General features: G+C 38.9%; 22 protein-coding genes, 1 pseudogene and 1 other annotated feature. Of the genes and pseudogenes, 4 read left to right on the forward strand and 19 right to left on the reverse strand.

The features are described from left to right. Positions 1 to 157: 157 nt before the first annotated feature. The 8 genes and pseudogenes from J5M87_RS09610 to mnmA all read right to left on the reverse strand — a co-directional run bounded on the left by J5M87_RS09610 (position 158) and on the right by mnmA (position 7,984). Positions 158 to 409, reverse strand: coding sequence for a Veg family protein (locus J5M87_RS09610; RefSeq protein ID WP_067087450.1), 252 nt, complete (start codon positions 407 to 409; stop codon positions 158 to 160). Positions 410 to 411: 2 nt separating this feature from the next. Continuing rightward, complete coding sequence (gene dnaB, locus J5M87_RS09615; RefSeq protein ID WP_154607631.1) at positions 412 to 1,767, reverse strand: replicative DNA helicase; 1,356 nt, start codon at positions 1,765 to 1,767, stop codon at positions 412 to 414. A 32-nt stretch (positions 1,768 to 1,799) separates the two neighbouring features. Beyond that, positions 1,800 to 2,252, reverse strand: a complete 453-nt coding sequence (rplI, locus tag J5M87_RS09620) for a 50S ribosomal protein L9 (protein ID WP_154607632.1) — start codon at positions 2,250 to 2,252, stop codon at positions 1,800 to 1,802. An 11-nt stretch (positions 2,253 to 2,263) separates the two neighbouring features. Continuing rightward, the gene (locus J5M87_RS09625) at positions 2,264 to 4,222 is read right to left on the reverse strand and encodes a DHH family phosphoesterase (RefSeq protein ID WP_154607633.1); all 1,959 of its coding nucleotides are present in this window, start codon (positions 4,220 to 4,222) and stop codon (positions 2,264 to 2,266) included. 98 nt (positions 4,223 to 4,320) lie between these two features. After that, entirely contained in the window at positions 4,321 to 6,237 is a 1,917-nt protein-coding gene (mnmG, locus tag J5M87_RS09630; RefSeq protein WP_154607634.1) for a tRNA uridine-5-carboxymethylaminomethyl(34) synthesis enzyme MnmG, read from the reverse strand. Positions 6,238 to 6,251: 14 nt separating this feature from the next. Further along, positions 6,252 to 6,383 (reverse strand): NUDIX hydrolase, encoded by a 132-nt coding sequence (locus J5M87_RS09880; RefSeq protein ID WP_326830639.1) that lies wholly within the window; start codon positions 6,381 to 6,383, stop codon positions 6,252 to 6,254. Continuing rightward, positions 6,384 to 6,590 (reverse strand): annotated as a pseudogene (locus J5M87_RS09885) (NUDIX domain-containing protein); the annotation flags it as partial. Between the two features lie 272 nt (positions 6,591 to 6,862). After that, the gene (gene mnmA / locus J5M87_RS09640) at positions 6,863 to 7,984 is read right to left on the reverse strand and encodes a tRNA 2-thiouridine(34) synthase MnmA (RefSeq protein ID WP_154607635.1); all 1,122 of its coding nucleotides are present in this window, start codon (positions 7,982 to 7,984) and stop codon (positions 6,863 to 6,865) included. 209 nt (positions 7,985 to 8,193) lie between these two features. On the opposite strand from mnmA, the gene sdaAB reads away from it, so the two are divergent. Further along, on the forward strand, positions 8,194 to 8,865 hold the full coding sequence (sdaAB, locus tag J5M87_RS09645) for an L-serine ammonia-lyase, iron-sulfur-dependent subunit beta (protein WP_154607636.1): 672 nt from the start codon (positions 8,194 to 8,196) through the stop codon (positions 8,863 to 8,865). A gap of 12 nt (positions 8,866 to 8,877) precedes the next feature. Continuing rightward, the gene (gene sdaAA, locus J5M87_RS09650; protein WP_154607637.1) at positions 8,878 to 9,753 is read left to right on the forward strand and encodes an L-serine ammonia-lyase, iron-sulfur-dependent, subunit alpha; all 876 of its coding nucleotides are present in this window, start codon (positions 8,878 to 8,880) and stop codon (positions 9,751 to 9,753) included. 76 nt (positions 9,754 to 9,829) lie between these two features. Here the strand turns inward: sdaAA and apf are convergent, their stop codons facing one another. The 8 genes from apf to yfmF form a co-directional block, all read right to left on the reverse strand. Continuing rightward, the gene (gene apf / locus J5M87_RS09655) at positions 9,830 to 10,387 is read right to left on the reverse strand and encodes an aggregation-promoting factor (protein ID WP_154607638.1); all 558 of its coding nucleotides are present in this window, start codon (positions 10,385 to 10,387) and stop codon (positions 9,830 to 9,832) included. Between the two features lie 144 nt (positions 10,388 to 10,531). Then, complete coding sequence (locus J5M87_RS09660) at positions 10,532 to 11,326, reverse strand: energy-coupling factor transporter transmembrane component T family protein (RefSeq protein ID WP_154607639.1); 795 nt, start codon at positions 11,324 to 11,326, stop codon at positions 10,532 to 10,534. After that, the gene (locus J5M87_RS09665; protein WP_154607640.1) at positions 11,319 to 12,161 is read right to left on the reverse strand and encodes an energy-coupling factor transporter ATPase; all 843 of its coding nucleotides are present in this window, start codon (positions 12,159 to 12,161) and stop codon (positions 11,319 to 11,321) included. The genes J5M87_RS09660 and J5M87_RS09665 overlap by 8 nt, the downstream gene beginning before the upstream one ends. Then, entirely contained in the window at positions 12,137 to 12,973 is an 837-nt protein-coding gene (locus J5M87_RS09670) for an energy-coupling factor ABC transporter ATP-binding protein (RefSeq protein WP_154607641.1), read from the reverse strand. The genes J5M87_RS09665 and J5M87_RS09670 overlap by 25 nt, the downstream gene beginning before the upstream one ends. Further along, the gene (pgsA, locus tag J5M87_RS09675; RefSeq protein ID WP_154607642.1) at positions 12,973 to 13,512 is read right to left on the reverse strand and encodes a CDP-diacylglycerol--glycerol-3-phosphate 3-phosphatidyltransferase; all 540 of its coding nucleotides are present in this window, start codon (positions 13,510 to 13,512) and stop codon (positions 12,973 to 12,975) included. The genes J5M87_RS09670 and pgsA overlap by 1 nt, the downstream gene beginning before the upstream one ends. 8 nt (positions 13,513 to 13,520) lie before the next feature. Continuing rightward, the gene (rodZ, locus tag J5M87_RS09680) at positions 13,521 to 14,375 is read right to left on the reverse strand and encodes a cytoskeleton protein RodZ (protein WP_154607643.1); all 855 of its coding nucleotides are present in this window, start codon (positions 14,373 to 14,375) and stop codon (positions 13,521 to 13,523) included. Between the two features lie 78 nt (positions 14,376 to 14,453). Then, complete coding sequence (yfmH, locus tag J5M87_RS09685) at positions 14,454 to 15,737, reverse strand: EF-P 5-aminopentanol modification-associated protein YfmH (RefSeq protein ID WP_154607644.1); 1,284 nt, start codon at positions 15,735 to 15,737, stop codon at positions 14,454 to 14,456. A gap of 2 nt (positions 15,738 to 15,739) precedes the next feature. Further along, positions 15,740 to 16,993 carry an EF-P 5-aminopentanol modification-associated protein YfmF gene (gene yfmF, locus J5M87_RS09690; protein ID WP_154607645.1) on the reverse strand — a complete coding sequence of 418 codons (1,254 nt, stop codon included), beginning with the start codon at positions 16,991 to 16,993 and terminating at the stop codon, positions 15,740 to 15,742. 73 nt (positions 16,994 to 17,066) lie between these two features. Between yfmF and J5M87_RS09695 the strand changes: the two genes are divergently transcribed. Both J5M87_RS09695 and recF read left to right on the forward strand, forming a co-directional pair. Further along, positions 17,067 to 17,453, forward strand: coding sequence for an RNA-binding S4 domain-containing protein (locus J5M87_RS09695; protein WP_154607646.1), 387 nt, complete (start codon positions 17,067 to 17,069; stop codon positions 17,451 to 17,453). A 2-nt stretch (positions 17,454 to 17,455) separates the two neighbouring features. Beyond that, positions 17,456 to 18,547, forward strand: a complete 1,092-nt coding sequence (gene recF, locus J5M87_RS09700; protein WP_154607647.1) for a DNA replication/repair protein RecF — start codon at positions 17,456 to 17,458, stop codon at positions 18,545 to 18,547. Positions 18,548 to 18,595: 48 nt separating this feature from the next. Here recF and J5M87_RS09705 read toward each other — a convergent pair whose 3' ends face one another. From J5M87_RS09705 to trpS, 3 genes are all read right to left on the reverse strand, one after another. Continuing rightward, complete coding sequence (locus tag J5M87_RS09705) at positions 18,596 to 19,462, reverse strand: GRP family sugar transporter (protein ID WP_154607648.1); 867 nt, start codon at positions 19,460 to 19,462, stop codon at positions 18,596 to 18,598. 588 nt (positions 19,463 to 20,050) lie between these two features. Continuing rightward, entirely contained in the window at positions 20,051 to 21,532 is a 1,482-nt protein-coding gene (gene guaB, locus J5M87_RS09710; RefSeq protein ID WP_154607649.1) for an IMP dehydrogenase, read from the reverse strand. Between the two features lie 237 nt (positions 21,533 to 21,769). Further along, positions 21,770 to 22,795 (reverse strand): tryptophan--tRNA ligase, encoded by a 1,026-nt coding sequence (trpS, locus tag J5M87_RS09715; protein ID WP_154607650.1) that lies wholly within the window; start codon positions 22,793 to 22,795, stop codon positions 21,770 to 21,772. A gap of 49 nt (positions 22,796 to 22,844) precedes the next feature. Beyond that, positions 22,845 to 23,047: a binding site (T-box leader), on the reverse strand. Between the last annotated feature and the right edge of the window lie 10 nt (positions 23,048 to 23,057).

The raw sequence follows: 23,057 nt of genomic DNA on the forward strand, positions 1-23,057 counted from the left end.
CAAAATATTTTCACAACATTTACATACGCACACCGGATCATCCTCTTTTTCATTTACATTATAACAAAATTTCAGAGTTAAACATATAACTTTTTATGAAAAATCGGTATCTGAAAGCGATATTTTCTTCATGCGTTTGTCGTGATGTTTTATTCTACTAATCCAAATAATGAATCAAAATCTTTTCTGTTAACACATCAGAATAGGTATAGGATTCTACATAGGTATTGTTCGGATCTTCGTATTCTACGATAAAGAGGGATTGGTACACCTCTGTAATTCGACCTTGCTTATTTTTCTCCCGTTTTCGGCCATTTTCAAGGGTTAATTCAACAACTTGCCCTTCATGGTTTTTAATATCTTCTTTGATTTGCTTCATCTTAGCAACATCTGTAAATGCATCACTCATTCTTATCCATCCTCTCTCTTGGAAATACTTGAAAATTTATTGTATTCTTTTTTAAACATCAGTTCAACCGTTCCACGTGCTCCTGAACGGTTTTTTTCAATGATGACTTCAACAGTATCATTTGGAATTCCCCCCTCTTCTTGACCTCCCCGTTCATAATAATCATCACGATAAAGGAAGGCTACAATATCTGCATCCTGCTCGATCGAACCAGACTCCCGAATATCAGACAAGACTGGACGCTTATCTTGACGCTGTTCCACACCACGCGATAGCTGACTAAGCGCAATAACAGGCACTTTCAGCTCTTTAGCCAAAATCTTCAATTGGCGAGAAATTTCAGAAACTTCCTGTTGACGATTTTCCCGACCGGTGCCTGTAATCAACTGCAAATAGTCAATCAAAATCAAGCCGAGATTGCCTGTTTCTTGCGCTAATTTCCGAGAACGAGAGCGAATTTCAGTAATCTTAATACCTGGCGTATCATCAATATAGATACTCGCATTGGCCAAATTTGCCTGTGCCATGGTCAATTTTTGCCATTCTTCATCAGTCAAATGACCTGTACGAATCGAACGGGAGTTAATCATGCCTTCTGCTGCTAACATCCGGTCAACGAGACTTTCAGCCCCCATTTCTAGGGAAAAGATAGCAACCGTCAATCCTAGTTTGGTACCAATATTTTGTGCAATATTTAAGGCAAAGGCCGTCTTTCCGACCGCTGGACGCGCCGCCAAAATAATCAACTCTTCTTCATGCAAACCTGTTGTCATCGCATCCAAGGCTGGATAACCCGTCGCAATTCCTGTAATATCAGACGTTTGTTGCGAGCGTTTTTCCAAATTTTCAAAGTTAATATGTAAAATATCCTCAATCTGCTTAAACCCGCTACGGCTTGCGCCCTCGCTGACATCAATTAAGGCCTTTTCAGCACGCGCAATAATCTCATCTGACTCATCTGCCCCATCATAGGCTTGATTAATCGAATCCGTCAGACTCGAAATCAGCTTTCGTAAATTTGATTTTTCGGCAACAATCTTGGCATAATATTCCGCATTCGCAGAAGTTGGTACAGAATTGATTACTTCTGCCAAATAACTGAGACCGCCAATATTTTCCAAGTCCCCATGATTAGCTAGATAATTCCGCATGGTGGTCGCATCAATCGCTTCATGACGATCCGACAAGGCAATCATTGCTTTGAAAATCAGCTGGTGGGCGTATTTGAAGAAATCGTCTGCTTCAATATATTCGCGAACGAAAACTAATTTTCCCTCATCGATAAAAATTGCACCAAGAACAGACTGTTCTGCCAAAATATCTTGAGGTTGTACACGCAGTTCATCCAATTCTGCCAAGATTCTCACCCCCCATCTCTACTACAATTTACTTAGGCTTCCTTAATGCTTAAGTTAATAACACCTGTCACATCTTGATAAATTTTCACAGGAACATCGATCAAGCCAACCGCACGAATTGGATGATCCAACTGGATATTCCGCTTGTCTATCTTAATACCGAATTGTTTTTCCAACTCCTCAGCAATTTTCTTGCTCGTGATAGAGCCAAACGTACGACCGTCTGGACCAACTTTTTCAATAAAGGAAACAAGTGTCTTCTCTTCAGCTAATCTCGCCTTAATCGTTTCTGCTTCTGCTAACATCTCAGCATGGGCTTTTTCTTGCGATTTTTGTTTACCACGTAATTCACTAATGGCTTGATTAGTTGCTTCCTTGGCAAGATTTTTCTTAATCAAGAAATTTTGGGCGTATCCGGTTGGAACTTCCTTAATTTCTCCTTTTTTACCTTTTCCTTTTACATCTGCTAAAAAAATAACTTTCATGTGGATTCCTCCTATGCTTCTTTTAATTCCTCTTCAATCACTTGCTGTAATTTTATTTGAACTTGATCAAGTGATTCATAATGCACTTGGGCTGCTGCAAGATTAAAATGACCGCCTCCACCCATTTCTTCCATGATTCGCTGTACGTTCACCTTACTGCGGCTACGAGCTGAAATAGCGATATAATCATTGACATTTTTTGTGACAACAAAGACTGCTTCAATCCCTGCCATCCCTAAAATCGTATCCGCTGCCTTACTTGGGACAATCGTATCATAGGCAATTTGTTCATCGCCACAAACCAAAACAATATGGTCTGAAATCTTTTGTCCTCTTAAAATCAATTCGTTGATTTGGCGGTATTCGTTGAAATCCGTTGCCGCAATCTGCTGAATTTCTGAACTATCACTACCACGATTTCTGAGGTAACTTGCCACATCAAATGTTCGACTCGTTACTCGAGCTGTAAAGTTCTTTGTATCGAGCATAATTCCTGCCATCAGTAGACTAGATTGAAGACGGTTGATTTTATGGTGCTTATCATTTTGGAATTGAATCAATTCTGTCACTAATTCACTCGCTGAACTAGCGCCACTCTCAATATAGGTCAAGACTGCATTTTCTGGGAAATCTGCATCACGACGGTGATGATCAACCACTACAACCTGGCTAAACAACTCATAAAATTCTTTTGACAAGGTCAAACCAATCTTAGAATGATCGACCATAATGAGAAGCGATTGAGAAGTCACCTGCTTCTTGGCTTCCTCTACCGTCAATAAATTCGAGCAATTTTCATGAGCCAATCGCTGGATTGCTCGCTCAATATCAGCTGACATTTCCTGTGGATTGTAGACAGTGTAGGCATTGTTCATGATATTTTGTGCAAAATACTGCATTCCAACAGCAGAACCCAAGGCATCCATATCCAAGTTGCGATGTCCCACCACAAAGACCTTATCCACCATTTTCAATTTGTCCGAAACAGCCGTCATCATCGCACGTGTACGCGTTCGTGTCCGTTTAACAGCAGAAGCAGAGCCACCGCCGAAAAAGAGCGGCTGTTTGCTCTCATCATTTTCTTTGACAACAACTTGATCCCCGCCCCGAACTTCAGCCATATTGAGATTTTGTAACGCAACCTGACCGATTTGCTGATGATTACTAGCTCCATAAGCAATTCCTATACTTAGGGTCAAGGCCAACTCCATCTGTTTTGCTTCTTCACGAAACCGATTGATAACCGAAAATTTATCTTCAATTAATCCTTCCAAAACCGCATAATCTGTAAAGAAGTAGAAACGATCCATGGTTCCACGACGGTAGTAAATCCCATTCTCGTTTGCGAAATCAGATACAAATTGTGCTAAAAAGCTATTGATTTGGCTAATCTGAGAATCGGAATAAATATCTTCTAACTCATCATAATTATCGACAGAAATAATCCCAATAGCAGGCCGACTACCAATCAAATTTGAAGTAGCATAATATTCTGTTGACGCATCAAAAAAGTAGAAGATTCCTTGTTCAAAATCTACGTAGACTGCATAACGTTTGTCAGCAATTGTTACATAAGTCCTATCCTCATCAAGACCAACGTCAATCATTTCCCGCAGTTTTCGTTGATCAAACTCACCATCTTCCTTGACAAATAGAAGTTCTGCATAAGGGTTAAACCACTCTACTTGATTGTCTTCTGAGATTTTAATCACACCAACTGGCATATGGGCCAATAAGCGCATCAGACCAGAATCAGCCTGAGCATTTAGATACTCAATCTGTTCCACTTCACTCACTTCATAGGAATGTTGTTGAAAAATAAACAACAGAACAAGTAAGAATAAGGCGATAAAAATGGATAAATAGGTGATTGTAGATGTAGGGTATAAACTTTGTACTAAAGCTAATAATCCAAAGAGAATGATCCCAATCATCACAAAATGAATCGTTGAAAATCGAAATTTTTTCATCACTAACCTCTGCTTGCCATTCTACCATAAAACCGCTGAAAATGCTAGCTTCTATTTCCACAAAAGATTTACAAAAAGACCAGACAAATGCCCAGCCTTTAGTCATTATTTTTTGCATTAGTCTTTGAAATGGAGCGACTACGCCCTTCTAGATAAACCATGAGGATTGAAATATCTGCCGGATTGACCCCTGAAATACGGCTAGCTTGTCCAATTGTTTCTGGAGAAATCAACTTGAATTTCTGACGTGCTTCGGTCGCAATGGAATCAATATCATCCCAATCAATATCTGCTGGAATCCGTTTTTCTTCCATCCGTTTCATTTTTTCAACCTGGTCCAAGGCTTTAGTAATATAGCCCTCATATTTCACCTCGGTTTCAATCAATTCAATGGTCTTATCAGACAGTTCCTCAACAGCTGGACCAACAAATTGAAGGACATCCGCATAGGTGATTTCAGGTCTTCTCATAAATTCTTTTGCAGTCAACGCATCTGTCAGCGGTTTAAAGCCCATCGCGACAACCTTCTCATTGGTTTCCTTGACAGGTTTTAACTTGATTGAATCCAACCGCGCCATTTCATTTTCGAACTGGTTCTTGTGAATCTGAAAGACCTGATAACGCTCATCATCGACCAAACCAACCTGGCGCCCAATTTCTGTCAAACGCATATCTGCATTGTCATGGCGCAAAATTAAACGATATTCTGCCCGACTCGTCAAGAGGCGATAAGGCTCAACTGTTCCTTTGGTCACTAGGTCATCAATCATCACGCCAATATAGCCATCACTACGCTTCAAAATTAACTCTGGCTTGCCCTGTACTTTCAACGCCGCATTAATTCCTGCGATAATTCCCTGACCTGCGGCTTCTTCATAGCCTGAAGTCCCATTAGTTTGTCCAGCAGTAAACAGACCTGAGATTTTTTTGGTTTCAAGAGTCGCCCGCAATTGATGAGGCATAACCATATCGTACTCAATTGCATACCCTGTTCGCATCATTTCAGCATTCTCTAGTCCTTTGATAGAATGTACCAATTCTTTTTGGACATCTTCTGGAAGGCTCGTTGATAAACCTTGGATATAAATCTCATCCGTATCACGCCCCTCTGGTTCTAAAAATAACTGATGCCGTTCCTTGTCTGCAAAGCGCACGATTTTATCCTCAATAGATGGACAATAGCGTGGACCTACCCCCTTAACTACACCTGAGAACATCGGTGCACGGTGCAAATTACTATTGATAATCTCATGACTGCGTGCATTGGTATAAGTTAACCAGCATGGAATCTGGTCTTGCAGATAATCCTCATCTTTGGATAAAAAAGAAAAATGATTGGGCTTCTCGTCTCCAGGTTGAATTTCTGTTGCAGTATAGTCTACTGTTCTTGCATTAACACGGGGAGGAGTTCCTGTTTTAAAGCGCCCAATTTCAAGTCCCAATTCTTTTAAGTTATCTGCTAAAGTAACAGAAGCCAAGCTATTATTTGGTCCTGAGGAATATTTTAAGTCACCGATGATAATCTCCCCACGCAAAGCCGTACCTGTTGTTACAATGACTGCCTTTGCCGCAAAATACTGATTGGTCGCTGTCCGAACACCAACAACTCGATCATCTTCTACCAAAATTTCATCAATCATGGTCTGGCGTAATGTCAAATTTTCCTGTCTTTCAACCGTTCGCTTCATCTCTAGCGAGTATTTGGCCTTATCAGCCTGGGCACGAAGAGCACGTACAGCAGGACCTTTTCCTGTATTCAACATTTTCATTTGAATATAGGTCTTATCAATATTGCGCCCCATTTCTCCACCAAGAGCATCAATCTCACGGACTACAATCCCCTTAGCCGATCCACCAATAGACGGATTACAAGGCATAAAAGCCACCATATCCAAATTTATCGTTGCAAGCAAGGTTTTACAGCCCATACGACTAGTTGCAAGACCTGCTTCTACCCCAGCATGTCCGGCTCCAATTACAATTACATCATATTCTTCAGTAAAGGTATATGTCATTTCCTAATCTCCTTTTATCGAATCTGTTCAATCGTCCCTGACCAATTTCGTAAGTGTATTTTCAAAAAATCAGGAACGATATCAATGTTTACAAGGTTGTCAACCTCCATCCAGTAGCATGGTAAAGCATCTCCTTCTTCTGTCATATTTTTTGGCGTTTCTTCCATTGGTTCAACGATATAGTGAAACTTAACATTGTGAAAATTGACTGGCTCTTTCGTGTCAACTACTGTAAACTCACTTTCAACAATAAAAGCGAATTGCTTGACTGCTACATCAATCCCTAGTTCTTCTTTTACCTCTCGAACTACTGCAACTTCTGTTGACTCTCCAACCTTGATAGCTCCGCCAATCGTATATCACGATAGGAAAGAAAGAGTTTGTTATGTTTTATCATCAGTGCTGTTGCACGAACGCCAAAAATCTGTTAGCCACTTCTTGTTCTAAATTTCAAATTATTCACCATTTTACACAAAAAGAGCCAAAACCCTCAGAAACTGCACGCAAAAAACGTCCAATTCCTATGAGCTTTGACCATCATAGCATTGTTATACTTTCATTTTATCACATTCAGTATGAATGTCAATTCAAAAATACCAGCAATAAAATTGACAATTTTGTCAATCTAAATATACTGACACACTTGCCCATCCTTAAAAGCAAAATCAATCATTCCGCCACCTAGGCACTCATTACCATTATAAAAGACAACTGCTTGACCAGGGGTAATGGCTCTCTGTGGCTCATCAAAAATGACCTCTGCCTTATCTCCCCTCACATGAACTGTCACTTTTGAATCTGGTTGGCGATAACGGAATTTTGCTGTACATTCCAGCGTAAAATTCTCAGGTCTCTCCTGTGTAAAGTGAACTTGACTAGCTGTCAAGCTAGTTGACATCAACGACTCATGATAGAATCCTTGTCCCACATATAAAATATTTTGTGACAAATCTTTTCCAACAACAAACCATGGAGCATTATCCCCACCAATTTGTCCACCGATACCAAGTCCCCCACGTTGGCCAATGGTGTAATACATGAGACCTGCATGTTCCCCCATATCTCGACCATCAACTGTCATCATGCGTCCTTTTTGAGCAGGCAGATACTGGCTGAGAAATTCTTTAAAGTTCTTTTCACCGATAAAACAAATCCCAGTCGAATCTTTTTTCTTAGCTGTGGCAAGTCCTGCACGTTCAGCAATTTCACGTACTTCTGATTTTTGCAAATGTCCTAAAGGAAACATCGTTTTCTGCAATTGTTCTTGCGATAATTGACTGAGAAAATAGGTCTGATCCTTGCCATTATCAGCCCCACGCAACATGTGAACAAGGCCATTCTCATCTCGTTTCACTTGTGCATAGTGACCTGTCGCCACATAATCAGCCCCCAAGTTCATCGCATAGTCTAAAAAGGCTTTGAATTTAATCTCCTTATTACACATCACATCAGGATTTGGTGTCCGTCCTGCCCGGTATTCGGCAAGAAAATATTCAAACACGCGATCCCAATACTCTTTTTCAAAGTTGACAGAGTAGTAAGGTATCCCAATTTGATCCGCAACAGCTGCAACATCTTTGTAATCTTCTGTCGCTGTACAAAAACCATTTTCGTCTGTGTCATCCCAGTTTTTCATGAAGATGCCAATCACATCATAGCCTTGCTCCTTGAGCAAAAGGGCCGTGACAGAGGAATCAACACCCCCACTCATTCCAACGACAACACGTATCTTTGAGTTATCACTCATTATCTATTCTCCCATCAATATAATCGAGTGTAAACCTACTTTACACTCCTCTATTTTCAAAAAACGATTGAAGGTCGATTTTGAAGTGCAGATAGCACAGACAGTATTATACCACATACCTGTCTATTTTCTAGCAAATAAAATTAAGAAGCAGATTTTCCGAACGTTATTTGATATAATACAAGTAAGAGAAAAATTGAGGAAAAGATATGACAAATTTAAAATTTCAATCAGTATTTGATATTATTGGACCTGTCATGATTGGTCCGTCATCTAGCCATACTGCTGGCGCTGTCCGCATCGGTAAAATTGTCTCATCAATCTTTGGCGAAACACCAACCGAGGTTGAATTTCAGCTCTATAATTCATTTGCCAAAACCTATCGGGGACATGGTACCGATGTAGCTCTTGTAGCTGGTATTTTAGGAATGGATACTGATGACCCTCGTATTCCAGATTCACTTGACATTGCGCGAGAAAAAGGCATTAAGGTTTACTGGAAAATCAATAAAGATAGCAATACACCCCATCCGAATACAACCCGTATTATCATTAAAAATGATCACAAATCGATTTCTGCAACTGGGATTTCCATCGGGGGGGGAAATATTCAAGTTACGGAACTAAATGGATTTGCAGTCAATCTTAATATGAATACTCCCACTATTATTATTGTTCACCAAGATGTACCCGGTATGATTGCCAAAGTAACGGATATTCTCTCTAAATATGACATCAATATCGCTCAAATGAATGTAACCCGTGAGAGTGCTGGTGAAAAAGCCATTATGATTATCGAAGTAGACTCAAGACAATGTGGCAATTCAATTAAAGAAATTGAAAAAATTCCTCATTTACACAATGTCAACTTCTTTAACTAGAAAGAGAAAAACATGTTTTATACAATTCAAGAACTTGTAAAACAAGCCAATGAACATTTTTCAGGCAGTGTTTCTGACCTAATGATTCATACCGAAATCGAGCTCACAGGACGGTCAAAAGAAGAAATAGTGGCACTTATGTCAAGAAACTTGACAGTTATGAAAGCTTCTATTATTGACGGTCTGACAGAAAGTAAATCCGTCTCTGGACTAACTGGAGGTGACGCAGCTAAACTGGAGCGCTATATCCAGTCTGGAAAAACCCTTTCAGACTCGACTATTTTATCTGCTGCGCGTAATGCCATTGCCGTCAATGAACTAAATGCCAAAATGGGCTTAGTTTGTGCAACACCCACAGCTGGATCTGCTGGTTGCTTACCAGCAGTCCTCGGAGTTGCTATTGATAAACTGAAACTAACTGAAAAAGAACAACTTGATTTTCTCTTTACAGCAGGTGCTTTCGGACTTGTGATTGCGAATAATGCTTCTATTTCAGGAGCAGAAGGTGGGTGTCAGGCAGAGGTTGGTTCTGCTGCTGCCATGTCCGCTGCCGCACTAACCTTAGCCGCAGGTGGATCTGCCTTTCAAGCCAGTCAAGCGATTTGCTTTGTCATCAAAAATATGCTCGGTCTGATTTGCGATCCTGTTGCTGGTCTTGTAGAAGTCCCGTGCGTCAAGCGAAATGCCATGGGAGCTAGCTACGCACTTGTGGCAGCTGATATGGCACTCGCAGGTATCGAATCGAAAATCCCAGCAGATGAGGTTATTCTCGCTATGTACCAAGTGGGTTCTAGCTTACCAACTGCCTTTCGTGAAACAGCCGAAGGTGGTCTTGCCATTACACCAACTGGAAAACGCCTCGCTCAACACATTTTTGGAACAGACTAAAGAAGCTCAGCTTACCCTCACTCCCTTTTATTCAAGACAGGCAAAAAGACCGAATCAGCTTCGGTCTTTCTTGATATTAATACCAACCGTTTGCCAACCAAAATCCTTTGGCTGCAGCCCATGAACCATATCGATTGGCTACATAAGCATCCGCTACACGTTCTTGATTTTCAGGAGAATAATCTCCGTTCAAATACGTATTCGTCAACTGATAGCGGCCATAATAGATACCATTTTGAGCAGTATAACTACCGCCTGACTCTTTTTGTGCAATCCATTCTTTTGCCTCTGCTTCGTCGCCCGATACAGGCACTGGAGAAACAGTTACAGCTGGAGCCGGCTGAACTGGAGTTGCTTGAACAGCTTGCGGCGCAGAGATATTTGTAGGACCAGACTGATTTTGACTATTGCCTAATTCCAAAATTTGATCTACATAAATCAAATTCGGATTGGCAATTTTATTTAATGAAACAAGTGATTCAACTGTTGTGTGATAGGTTAAGGCAATCTCAGATAGCGTATCACCTGGTTTTACAGTATAAGTATCTGCACTTACAACACCTGCAATCAGCATCGTTGCTGTAACAAAAAATCCTGCAATCGTTAGTTTTAGTTGTTTCCTTGTAAATGTCATGTTATTACATATTCCTTTCTTCCAACTGACATCTATCATACAACCTAAATATTACCCAAACTTTGTGAAAATATTACAAATATTACAAATACGTTTAAATTAGACAATAAAAGCACCAAAATGGCGCTTTTTCTTATATTTTCACTAACTTTTCAAGTAATAAAGAAGAATTCCTAAACAAAGAATAACCAACAGAGCAAGACTATCTGCTAATTTCCATTTTAACACACGATACTTTGTTCGACCTTCTCCACCTTGATAACCACGCGCTTCCATAGCCGTTGCTAAAGCATCTGCCCTTTTAAAACTAGAGGCAAATAATGGAATCAGAATCGGAATAACAGATTTTACCTTCTGAACAAGACTTCCCTCTCCAAAATCAACTCCCCGCGCTCGCTGCGCATTCATAATCCTTGTTGTATCATCCATAAGGGTTGGAACAAATCGTAAACTCATGGACAACATCAATCCGATTTCATGCACTGGGATCTTCACATAAGTCAAAGGAGCCAAACCTGCTTCAATACCATCTGCCAAACTAAGGGGCATAGTGGTTAGCGTGAGTAAAGTAGAAAGGAAAATAATCAAGATAAAGCGGACAAAAATAATTCCTGCCTGCTGAATTCCTTCCTCCGTCACTTTTAAAATCCAAAATTGCCACAATACATCCTGACCCCCTGTAAAAAAGACTTGAAACAGGGTTGTAAAGAGAATAATACCAATCATAGGCTTAACACCATTGAGGAAAAAGCTCATTTTTATCTTGGATAAAAAGATGACCAGTAGTACAAATGCAAATAATAAGATATTTGTCACCAGATTATTTGCCCAGAAAATAATCAATAAAAAACTCATCATAACGAGCAATTTACTTCGCGGATCCAAGCGATGTATCATCGAATCTCCTGGAATATAGCGACCTAAAATTAACTTATCCATGAGCCACCACCTCAATCAGTTCCTCCATTGTAATCGGAAGACGCTCAAAGACAAATCCTCTGCGCTCCAAATTTGCTGCAAATTTCGTAATTTTAGGAACACCCAATTGAATACTCTCCATAAAATCAACATCTTGAAAAATCACAACCGGTTTTCCTGATTTTACCAATTTTCCATTGGCCATAATAAACACATAATCCGCAAAATTTGCTACATCATCCATCAAATGCGTTACAAGAACAATAGTCATCCCTGCTTGATGAAGCTGTTTAAAAATAGCCATCAATTCCTTTCGCCCTGCTGGATCAAGTCCGGCTGTTGGCTCATCGAGCACTAGAACCTTTGGCTCCATAGCCAAAATCCCAGCAATTGCAACCCGTCGCATTTGTCCACCAGATAATTCAAAGGGGCTACGATCAAATAACTCTTCCGATATTCCTACTAGAGCTAGCTTTTCACGCGCAATCTCCTCAGCCTCTTCTCTTGAAATACCAAAATTCTGTGGCCCAAATGCAACATCTTTTAGAACCGTTTCTTCAAAAACCTGACTTTCTGGAAATTGAAAAACGAGTCCCACTTTTTTACGTACTTGTTTAATATCCTTGTTGATAGCGGTTGGTGTAATACAAAAATCATCAATTAAAACCGTGCCAGATGTAGGGATATTAAGACCATTTAATAAATGTAAAATCGTTGATTTTCCGGATCCTGTATGACCGACAATAGCAGTGTAAGAGCCATCTACAATCTCCAAATCGACACCAAAAAGTGCACGTCCTTCAAAAGGCGTGTTCGCTTGATATGTATAATCTACTTGTTGGAGAGTAATGCCCATAATGCTTCTTCTAATTCCTCTTCTGTAAAATAGCGCAATGGAATAGCTAAACCTTTATCACTTAATTCCTGGACGAGCTTCGCTGTAAATGGCTGATCAAGCCCTAAATCTTGTAAATCATCACGCATAAATAATTCTGCAGGACTGCTAATCGACTCAATCTTGCCCTGCTTCATCACCATCACCCGATCACTCAAGGCTACCTCGTCTAAATCATGGGTAATGGAAAGAACAGTAATCTGATACTTTTCCTTAATTTCTTTAACAATCCGGATTAACTCTAACCGTCCTTCAGGATCTAACATACTAGTTGCTTCATCAAGGATAATAATACTGGGACGCAAAGCAACGACCCCAGCAATCGCAACACGTTGTTTCTGACCACCAGAAAGCCTTGCAGGTTCCCGTTTTTTAAAATCGGACATCCCAACAAGTTCCAAAGCCTCATGAACCCGTTGTGTCATTTCTTCTAGTGGAATTCCTTGATTTTCAAGACCGAAAGCAACATCATCTTCAACAGTTGCCCCAACAAACTGATTATCTGGATTTTGAAAAACCATGCCAATCTGGCGACGTTTCTCCCAGACATTTGAAGGTGTCAAAATGTCTCCAGAAATAATAATTTCTCCTGATTCAGCCTCCAAAAGACCATCAATCAAGCGTACTGTAGTTGACTTACCAGACCCATTGTGACCAATAATCGATAACCATTCCCCTTGTTTCACGTGAAACGTTACATCATCCAGAGTATAGTGGTGATCTTCTACATCATATTTATAGCTTACATGCTTTACTTCAATTATATTTGTCATTACTGAAAAGTATCCTTAAATAAATAGGAAGCCCCCTTAAAATAATCATAACCTGAATAAAGAGTGAAAAATAAGGCGATGTAAAGAGTAATTGTCCCTAATAATTGCCAGTGAACTAATAAAAAGATAATCGCAAACATTTGAGAAAATGTCTTAATTTTACCAGGCATTGCCGCAGCAAGTACCGTTCCACCATTTTCTACTAAGAGCAAACGCAAACCAGTTACAGCTAATTCGCGACAAATAATAACCGCAACAATCCATGCTGGAGCAAATCCTAGCTCAACCAGCATGATAAAAGCTGTCATTACTAAAATTTTATCCGCCATTGGATCCGCAAATTTACCAAAATTGGTTACCACCTGCCATTTACGCGCTAAATAACCATCAAGATAATCTGTCAAACTAGCAAGTGCAAACAAGATTGCTGCTACAATATGAGCAGCAAGACTGTTCCAAACACTTAAAATTAGAATAAATAACGGAATTACCAAGATACGACCAAGCGTTAAAGTGTTGGGAATATGTTCTTTTTTCATTTTCTTCCTCATTGTTCAATCGTCAGAATCACATTTCCTGACTGATTCGTTAAAGCAGATGTATCTAACTTTTGTCCTGCAATTGTAATATCAACGCCACGAACAACACCTAATACCAGAGTTGCTGTCGAAGTCCCTGCTGGAAGAGTTGCTGATACCGTTGGGTTTTCTGTTGACAAGGTAAACCCACCCGCAATCTCACTATCTGTTAAACTGACCCAGCTTGTTACATTAGAAACTGCAAGAGTAACAGTAACAGGTCCTTTAGCCCCTTTAACGGCAACAGCTAAGTCGCTCCCACCACCAGAAGTTACCAAGCTAACACCTGATACTTGACTACTAGAAGAAGGAGTTGTAGACGAGGAAGTGCTTGTAGAAGTTTCACTTTCCTCCATAATCGTACTCGAAGATTGCGATACCACACTGTAAGAAGTGCTTGTTCCGGTAATTCGTGCCTGATTTTGCACGCGAGAATAGACAATGTAGGTCACAAAACAAAGAATAAAAGTCGAAGCCAATAATAAATAAATCAACGGTAGATACGACGTTTTCTTTTTTTTCACCTTATAGCTTCTTCTCAGTTCAGACTGTAGCTCTACTTCTTCTCCTGCTTCATAATACATCACTAAACTATTTTGGTCATAGGCATCCAGTAACACAGCTGCATCCAATTCCAGTACCTCAGCATATCGCTGTAAAAATGAACGAGTATAGGTTTTATCTGGAATAAATTCAAAATCATTGTACTCTAAAGCCTGCAGATATTTCGCTTGAATCTTCGTCATTCGCTGCAAATCAGCAAAATTCCAACCACGACTTTCCCTAGCCGCACGCAATACCTCTCCTATACTTTTTTGTCTCATAAGTTCCTCTCTCTATCAATTAGTTTTCAATACCATATTGTACCAAAAAATTAGGGAAATTTCGATGCTAATTCACTTTTATTTTGGAAAAATCATAAAATCTGTCATATCACAGCTAGAAATAAATTGTCGCCCAACTTCTATCACTTCCTCAAGTGTCAGATGATTCAAGAGCTCTGGAATATCAAAAATTGTTTCTGTTTCTGAAGCATGTTCTACAAAATAACCAACTGTAAATTCGGACGAATTGAGACCGCGAATAAACTCTCCATACATCTCATTTTTTAAAATGGTAAAATGTTGCTCTGTCACATCAGCATCATGCTCAAAATTCAACAAGGCCTTTTTTAACTGACTTGAAACAGTAATAGGTTCAGCCGTATCAGCTGTCACAACTGCAAAGTGATAACCTCCATGTACCTCGACATGAAATAAAAGAGAATGGTCAATTTTATTTTCACTGTATAAGGTTTGGTATCTCTTGGAGGTACGACCAAGCAACATGGATAGTAAAAAACTGAGACAAATTCGATAATGCTGCTCTTCCTCCTGCCCGATCGAATCATTCCCTCGTAAACCAATCGCCATTTTAGGTAGAGCCACTTCAACATATTCCTTGCGGTTCTGCAAAATCGGATTTTTTGGAAGTAGGGTAACGTTGCGGTTCTTTTTAAAAGTAGTAAGATTCTCCGACTGATTCTCCACAATCCATTGAAAGACCTCATGGACATCTATGTCCCCCATAACAACCAATGTCATTTCTTGCGGCTGATAAAACTGGCCAAAATTCTCTTGCAAAATCCTAGCAGAAATAAGCTCAATAGACTCTCTCGAACCTGCAATATCCTCAGCCAAGGCTGTATCAGGGTACAAACTATTTAATATTCCCAAGTACAAACGATGATCTGGATCATCAGCATACATATCAATTTCCTGACCAATAATCTCTTTTTCTCGTTCAACACTTCCTTCCGTAAAATGCGTTTCCCTCACCATTTTCTGGAGTAAGGAAAGAGGTTGACGGATATCTTCTGTCGTTGAAAAAAGATAACTCGTCTGGGTAAAACTGGTATAAGCATTTGCATTTGCACCATATCGAGCAAATTCCTGCAGTATATCACCACCATTTTCCATTTCAAACAGTTTATGTTCTAAAAAATGTGCAACACCTGCCGGATAACTCTTTTTTATACTGTCAACATCTGTAAATTCATTGTCAACTGACCCAAACTGAACCTTTAGTATGGCATAGGTCTCTTGGAAATCTTTTTTGGGAATCAACACGAGTTTCAAGCCATTTGACAACTTTCCATAATAAACAGGATGTTTCAAGTAAGAGTAGTTTATTTCTGTCAACTTCATCTTTACAGTTCAACTCCTTCCATAAAATAAACTGCTTGCAACCGAACAAATTTTGAAGCACGAATAATATCTTCTCTTGAAACTCGCTTGACAGCTTCCATCCATTCTTCTAGTTCTAACTGCTCTTCTCCAAAAATGACCTTATTATAGGCTTGTTCAATCAGTTGTCCCTGCTTATCCTGAGAAAGGGTAGCAGAATGGAGCAACATCTTTTTTGTCAGCTCTAATTCTTCATCCGTGAAATGACCTCTTTTAATGTCTAGCAACTGCTTACTGATTTGTCTCATAGTCCTTTTACGCTTGTCTTTATCAATTCCTGCATATACTTTTAAAAGACCCGAAAAAATGTTCAACTGACTACCGATTGTATAAGCAAGGCCTTCCTGTTCACGGACATTTACAAATAATTTTGAATGGGCAAAACTTCCAAATAAACCATTCAGAACAACCAGAGGAATATAATTGACATCTCTGTAAATAGATTGTAAATGATAGGCTAGTTCTAAGATGGACTGTCCTACTTCTTTTCGCTCCATTTTTTCTCTAACAACATTTGAAAAATCCTGCTTATAGGTCCATTCTAATTTTGGATTACGATAAGAAAAACGAAAGGCTTTCAATCGATTGATAACTTCCTCTTGGTCAAATTCCCCAGAAAAGAAAAAATCAATCCGGTCTAGATGAATCATATCCTGTAAAGTCTTGTAAACTGTCTCTGCTGTCTCTTTTTCTACTAAATACCGTTTTCCAATACGCGGAATTTTCAACGATTCATCTTCAAAAAACAAGCTCGAGAGTTCCACATCTGCATGATAGAAATGATCTTCCACTTCTGTATCAAGATAGTTTAATAAATTTTTCTTTTCAATATCAAAGAACTCTTTCTCAAAAGCCTCCTTTTTTATCAATGGCTTAAAGAGACAGGCATGTAAAAAATCTAGTAATGGTATCGTTAAATCTAATTTTTCTGGTAGGTAACTTGATTTTATATAGGTTATTTTGATATCAATCGAATGTACTCGACCTTTTTTCGATACGCTAACAGAGAAATGCGCACCGTATAATTCTGCTAAGCGCTGGTAAAATTGATAAGAACTGGGATATTCTTGATTGGCTATATCCAGCAAGTTAGAGAGTAAAACGCGTCCAGCTACTGTTTTTTGATTCATTGGAGCAGCAAAACGAACCAAAATCTGATTCGTTGTAAACTTCTCTCCGTCTATAAAATGTAGATGAACACCCTCTTGCAATTTCATACCTAACTCCTCTAAAACATTCTAAATTCAATTATACCATTTTATGGTATAATAAACTGAAACGAGGTAACTTATGGACTACAAACTATATGACGAATATATTCTTTTGCAAGCCTTATTAAAGGAAGTTGGGATTATCCAAAGCGGAGGGGCTATTAAGGGATTTTTACAGGAATTTCCCGTCTTTTTTAATGATGAAAAAGAAGAACGCAGACGCAAAAAAATCCGTATTGGAGATGTTATCAGTATTCCAAGCCAAAATGCTACGATTACTATTGTTGCACCAACTGAGGATGAGCAAAAACAATACGAGGAAGACAAGGCAGAAAAAGAGCGTGTCGCTAAGCTCGTAAAACAGCTAAATGCGCAAAATAAACAGGGAAAGATAACAGCAATTCCTTCTGCTAAGACTCCTAAAAACAAAAAGAAAAAAGCTCCTGTCCGCTTTCCAGGTACCTAAGTATGTGGCTAGAATCTTTACGTTTACAACATTTCCGTAATTACCAAGAATTAGACATTCGTTTTCATGACGGATTAAACATATTTCTTGGACAAAATGCACAAGGAAAGACGAATATCCTAGAGAGTATCTATTTCTTAGCCCTTACCCGCAGCCATCGAACCCGTGTAGACAAAGACTTAGTTCAATTTGAACAAACGCAGCTGACTCTAAATGGATTACTTCACCGGCAAACAGGTAAACTACCACTTGACATTGAGTTGACAGAAAAAGGACGTATCACTAAGGTCAATCATCTCAAACAGTCTAAATTATCCGATTATATCGGTCATATGAATGTTGTTCTTTTTGCTCCAGAAGATTTACAACTGATTAAAGGAGCACCCGCTCTCAGACGAAAATTTATAGATGTCGAGCTAGGGCAAATCAAGCCAATCTATCTGTCTGATTTATCTCAGTATAATCACATCCTAAAACAGCGAAATACCTATCTAAAATCTGCTAATGCGATTGATGAAACCTTTCTTTCTATCCTAGATCAACAATTAGCTGAATACGGCAGCAAAGTGATCCTACAACGAATGGAATTTCTCAAAAAATTGGAATTTTTTGGCAACAAAAAAGTGATTGAAATTTCCAATCAAGGTGAAGAATTAACTATCCACTATCAATCTTCTATTAAGTTTACAAATTCAGACAAAATAGTTGACAGTTTCTTGACAGAATTAGCAAGCTGTCGTAAACGAGATTTGTTCAAAAAAAATACAGGTGTTGGACCCCATCGCGATGATATTAGCTTCTTTCTAAATGGTGTCAATGCCCACTATGGAAGTCAAGGTCAACATCGTAGTTTAGTTCTTTCGCTGAAATTGGCCGAAATTGAACTCATGAAAGAAATGACTAGAGAATATCCCATCTTACTACTTGACGATGTCATGAGTGAACTTGACAACAATCGTCAAGTAAAATTACTGGAAACTATCTCTCAAAATATCCAGACATTTATCACCACAACTAGTCTGGATCACCTATCAAAACTACCTGATAATGTAAAAATCTTTACTGTCCATCAAGGAATAATTGAAGAACAATAAAAGCTGGCATTGCCAGCTTTTATTGTTCTCTTTACAACCTTGTCAAGTTTAGAATGATTTAACAACACCAAGTAAGATGGCACCTGCTACAAAACAAATAATCCCAATGCTCAACCAACCTATTTCTTTTTTTGTCTTTGTTTCACCTAAAAAGAGAATACCACCAATAATTGAGATAATCACACCTAATTGAGAAAAACTAAAGGCAATAGCTAAACCAGCTTTGGCAGCTGCAAGTAGCATAAAGATGTTTCCGATTCCCCACATGATTCCAACTAACGCATTTTTAATGACAACTGCTTCAAGTTGAATATGGAATTTCATAAATAGTAGCGCTCCTAAGACCATTCCGACAGCCATTGGTAAAATAACCGCTAGAGCATCAAAATGCATGATATTATTAAACAAAATAGCATACGATAAATAACCTATTGTGGAGGAAGTTAGAGCACGAAATCCTTTTCCAAAATCAGAACCTTTCTCTATAACCACTTTATGTGAATCCTGTTTACTTGTAAAATAAAAACCAATGACCAATAGCAATAAGGCAATACTTCCCAAAATAAATTGAATCGATTTCGTCCATTCTCCAAATACAATCGCTCCAATTAAACTACCAAAAACAAGCTGTGCTCCGCTAGACAAAGGATTTGCAACAGATACTCCCATGTACTGCATCGCTTGAAATTGTCCATATTGCCCCATGGACCAGAGCATACCACCAATAATACCAACTCCCCACAAAATAGGAGTCATTTCTGGCCTTACTAAAATCCAAACTACCAAAGCAAACAAGAGAGCACCTAGAGTCATTCCAAAAGTTTGCTGATTTGGTCTACCGCCAATCTTGTTACTTACAAAACCAATACTACCCCAAGCGACCATGGGGATGAGTGCATATACTATACCTTCCATTTTTCTCCTTTACAACATACTTTACAAGATTGTAAATTTTATTTACTGTCCTGTAAAGTTTTTTGATTATTTTTTTATAATGAAAAACATAGTTCTATATTGTAACATAATGACCTTATTTTGTAAAGAAAAGATGGGAGTGGGACAAAAATCGTGATTTCGTAGAAATCGATTTTGTTAATTTCGCTTTCTAATTTCTAGGCTTAAGTATTAACAGTCCACCGGACTGTTAATACCCCGCATGTTGACTAGCTTTCACAATTGAGAATTGTGAAAGGTTGGAAATGGGGCTAGCGAAGAAATGTTTGCTAGCATCTTCTAATAGAATGTTGATTTATCAACATTTTAAAAACCAGACAACTACTGCGCTAAACTGTTAAATCTACAAAAATAATGAGGTCAGGGACTTTTGTCCCTACCTCTATTATCAAAATTAGCAAATCAACGGTTGATTGTTATCTCTATTCACTCTTGAATAAGACTCCAAAGATACTTTAGAAGATAAGAGATATCCAAGCTTGAAAATGCAGAAACGAAATCTCTAATTGGATAATTTCCATTCTTTCCCGCTACCTAACTACTTATTTATTATTGTACAGAGTAGTTTGGTGCTTCGTTGGTGATTTGGACGTCATGCGGATGACTTTCTTTCAAACCAGCTCCGCTCATTTCAATAAATTGGGCATTATCATGCAATTCTTGGATATTAGCTGCACCCACATATCCCATACCAGAACGGATACCACCAAGCATTTGGAAAACAATATCAGCTGCAGCACCTTTGTATGCCACACGACCTTCAATTCCTTCTGGAACCAACTTGTTCGCTTCGTTGACAGAACCTTGGAAGTAACGGTCACTTGATCCTTTTTTCATCGCTGCAATGGAACCCATTCCACGGTAAGTTTTAAATTTACGTCCTTGGAAGATTTCTGTTTCTCCAGGTGCTTCATCTGTACCTGCAAACATAGAACCAAGCATGACTGCATGTCCACCTGCTGCAAGAGCCTTGACAATATCTCCAGAATACTTGATTCCACCGTCAGCGATGATTGTTTTTCCATATTCACGCGCTACTTGAGCTGCATCATAAATAGCTGTCACTTGTGGCACCCCAACACCTGCAATCACACGAGTTGTACAGATTGAACCTGGTCCAATTCCAACTTTCACCACATCAACACCAGCGTCGTAAAGAGCACGAGCTCCCTCTGCTGTTGCAATATTTCCAGCAATTAAAGTACGATCTGGGAAATGAGCACGAATTTCAGCAATTTTACGAAGCACACCGGCAGAATGTCCATGTGCAGTATCAATCACAATGGCATCTGCACCTGCTTCAAAAAGAGCTTCTGCACGTTCAAACGTATCTGAAGTAACTCCAACTGCACCTGCAACTAGTAGACGGCCAAATTCATCTTTCGCAGCATTTGGAAACTCAATAACTTTTTCAATGTCTTTAATCGTAATGAGGCCAGATAAACGCCCATTTTCATCTACAAGAGGTAGTTTTTCGATGCGATGTTCTTGAAGAATACTTTCAGCTGTCTCTAAATCCGTTCCAACTGGCGCTGTCACAAGATTTTCACTAGTCATATTCGTTGAAATTGGCTGATCATAATCAGAAATAAAACGCATATCACGGTTAGTGATGATTCCGACCAATTTCCGATTTTCCATGGTTTCAACAATTGGTACACCACTGATTCGATAGCGGCCCATCAATTCTTCTGCCTCTTTAATCGTATGATTAGGAGTTAGGAAAAATGGATCAATAATGACACCATTTTCAGAGCGTTTTACCTTACGAACTTCATCGGCTTGTTGTTCAATTGACATATTTTTATGAATCACCCCAAGACCACCGGCACGCGCAATGGCAATCGCCATTTTACTCTCTGTTACGGTATCCATGGCCGCCGTAATGATTGGGATATTCAGTGTTAAATTCTTTGCCAGTTTTGTTTGAAGATTGGCATCATTTGGCAAAACATGACTTTCAGCAGGAATAAGCAATACATCATCGAATGTAAAACCTTTTTTCAAAAATTTTGTGTCCCAATTAGACATCCACAGATTCCTCTTTTCTTTTTATTTTCTCAGGCTACTACTAGCTAATTTGTATTTTAAATATCATACCATTTTGAAATCATTTGTCAAATATTATTCGTTTTAAATTCTAAAAAATATTCTAAATAAGATATTTAAGGAAAATTATCCTATATAAGACGAACTTTTTCCTGAAAATAAAGTAATTCGTTCACAAAAAGAGCAGAAATTCTATTCCTACTCTTTCGAATATCTGGATTAGTTGAAATAATGTAACCCCATTGCTGCTTTCACTTCCGATAAGGTTTGGGCAGCTGTTTGACGTGCTTTTTCGCTTCCTTTTTGAAGCATGTTATAGACTTCACCCATGTCTTTCGCAAATTCTAAGCGACGTTCACGAATAGGAGCTAATTCTCGTTCTAAGATTTCCAATAAATAGCGTTTGGTCTTCACATCTCCCAAACCACCCCGTTGATAATGCTCCTTCATAGCTTCTATTTCCGCTTTATCTTCCTCACGGCCGAACACATCTAGGTAATGGAAAACCATATTGCCTTCAATCTTTCCTGGATCTTCAACCTTAATATGATCAGGATCTGTGTACATACTCATCACTTTTTTCTTCAGAGTATCCATATCATCAGCTAGATAAATCCCATTATTGAGTGACTTAGACATCTTAGCATTGCCATCCAATCCTGGTAATCGACCAGCACCTTCATGGCTAGGATAAATGCCTTCTGGTTCAACTAGAACATCCGTTTGATAGGCATGATTAAAACTACGGACAATTTCACGCGTTTGCTCAATCATCGGTTTTTGATCGACACCAACTGGTACGTAGTTTGCTTTAAAGGCTGTAATATCGGCTGCCTGAGCAATAGGATAGACTAAAAATCCAGTCGGAATACTCTCTCCAAAACCTTTTTGAGCAATCTCAGTCTTAACAGTCGGATTACGCTCTAAACGCCCTAATGAAACCAAGTTCATATAATACATAGATAGCTCAGCCAATTCTGGAATTTGACTTTGAATGAAAATAGTAGATTTCCTAGAATCTAATCCTGCAGCTAGATAGTCTAATGCAACTTGCCCAACCGACTCAACAATCTTTTGTGGCTCCTTAGCATGATCCGTCAAAGCCTGCTGATCTGCCAAAAAGACAAACATTTCATACTGTTCTTCATTTTGTAGACGAACACGATTCTGTAAACTACCGACATAGTGGCCAATATGCAATTTGCCAGTCGGGCGGTCTCCTGTTAAAATAATTGGTTTTGTCATACTATTCTCCTTTGTTTATACAAATAAAGCCCACGCATAGCAAAAGCCATGCGAGGGCGTCAAAGACACGGTGCCACCTCACTTATGAGTTAACTCATCTCATTTGCATATAAGGCCTGCAAGCCAAATCTTTATTGTTTTCCGATTTACAGTCTATATCAGCCCATTCATCAATCGTTATTATTTGTTTTCACCTGCCACAAACTCTCTTAAAATAACCGATTCATTACTTTTCTGATTCTTTTCAATTATATACCCTAAA

The sequence above is a fragment of the Streptococcus sp. zg-86 genome (genome assembly GCF_017639855.1).
Taxonomy (GTDB): domain Bacteria; phylum Bacillota; class Bacilli; order Lactobacillales; family Streptococcaceae; genus Streptococcus; species Streptococcus zhangguiae.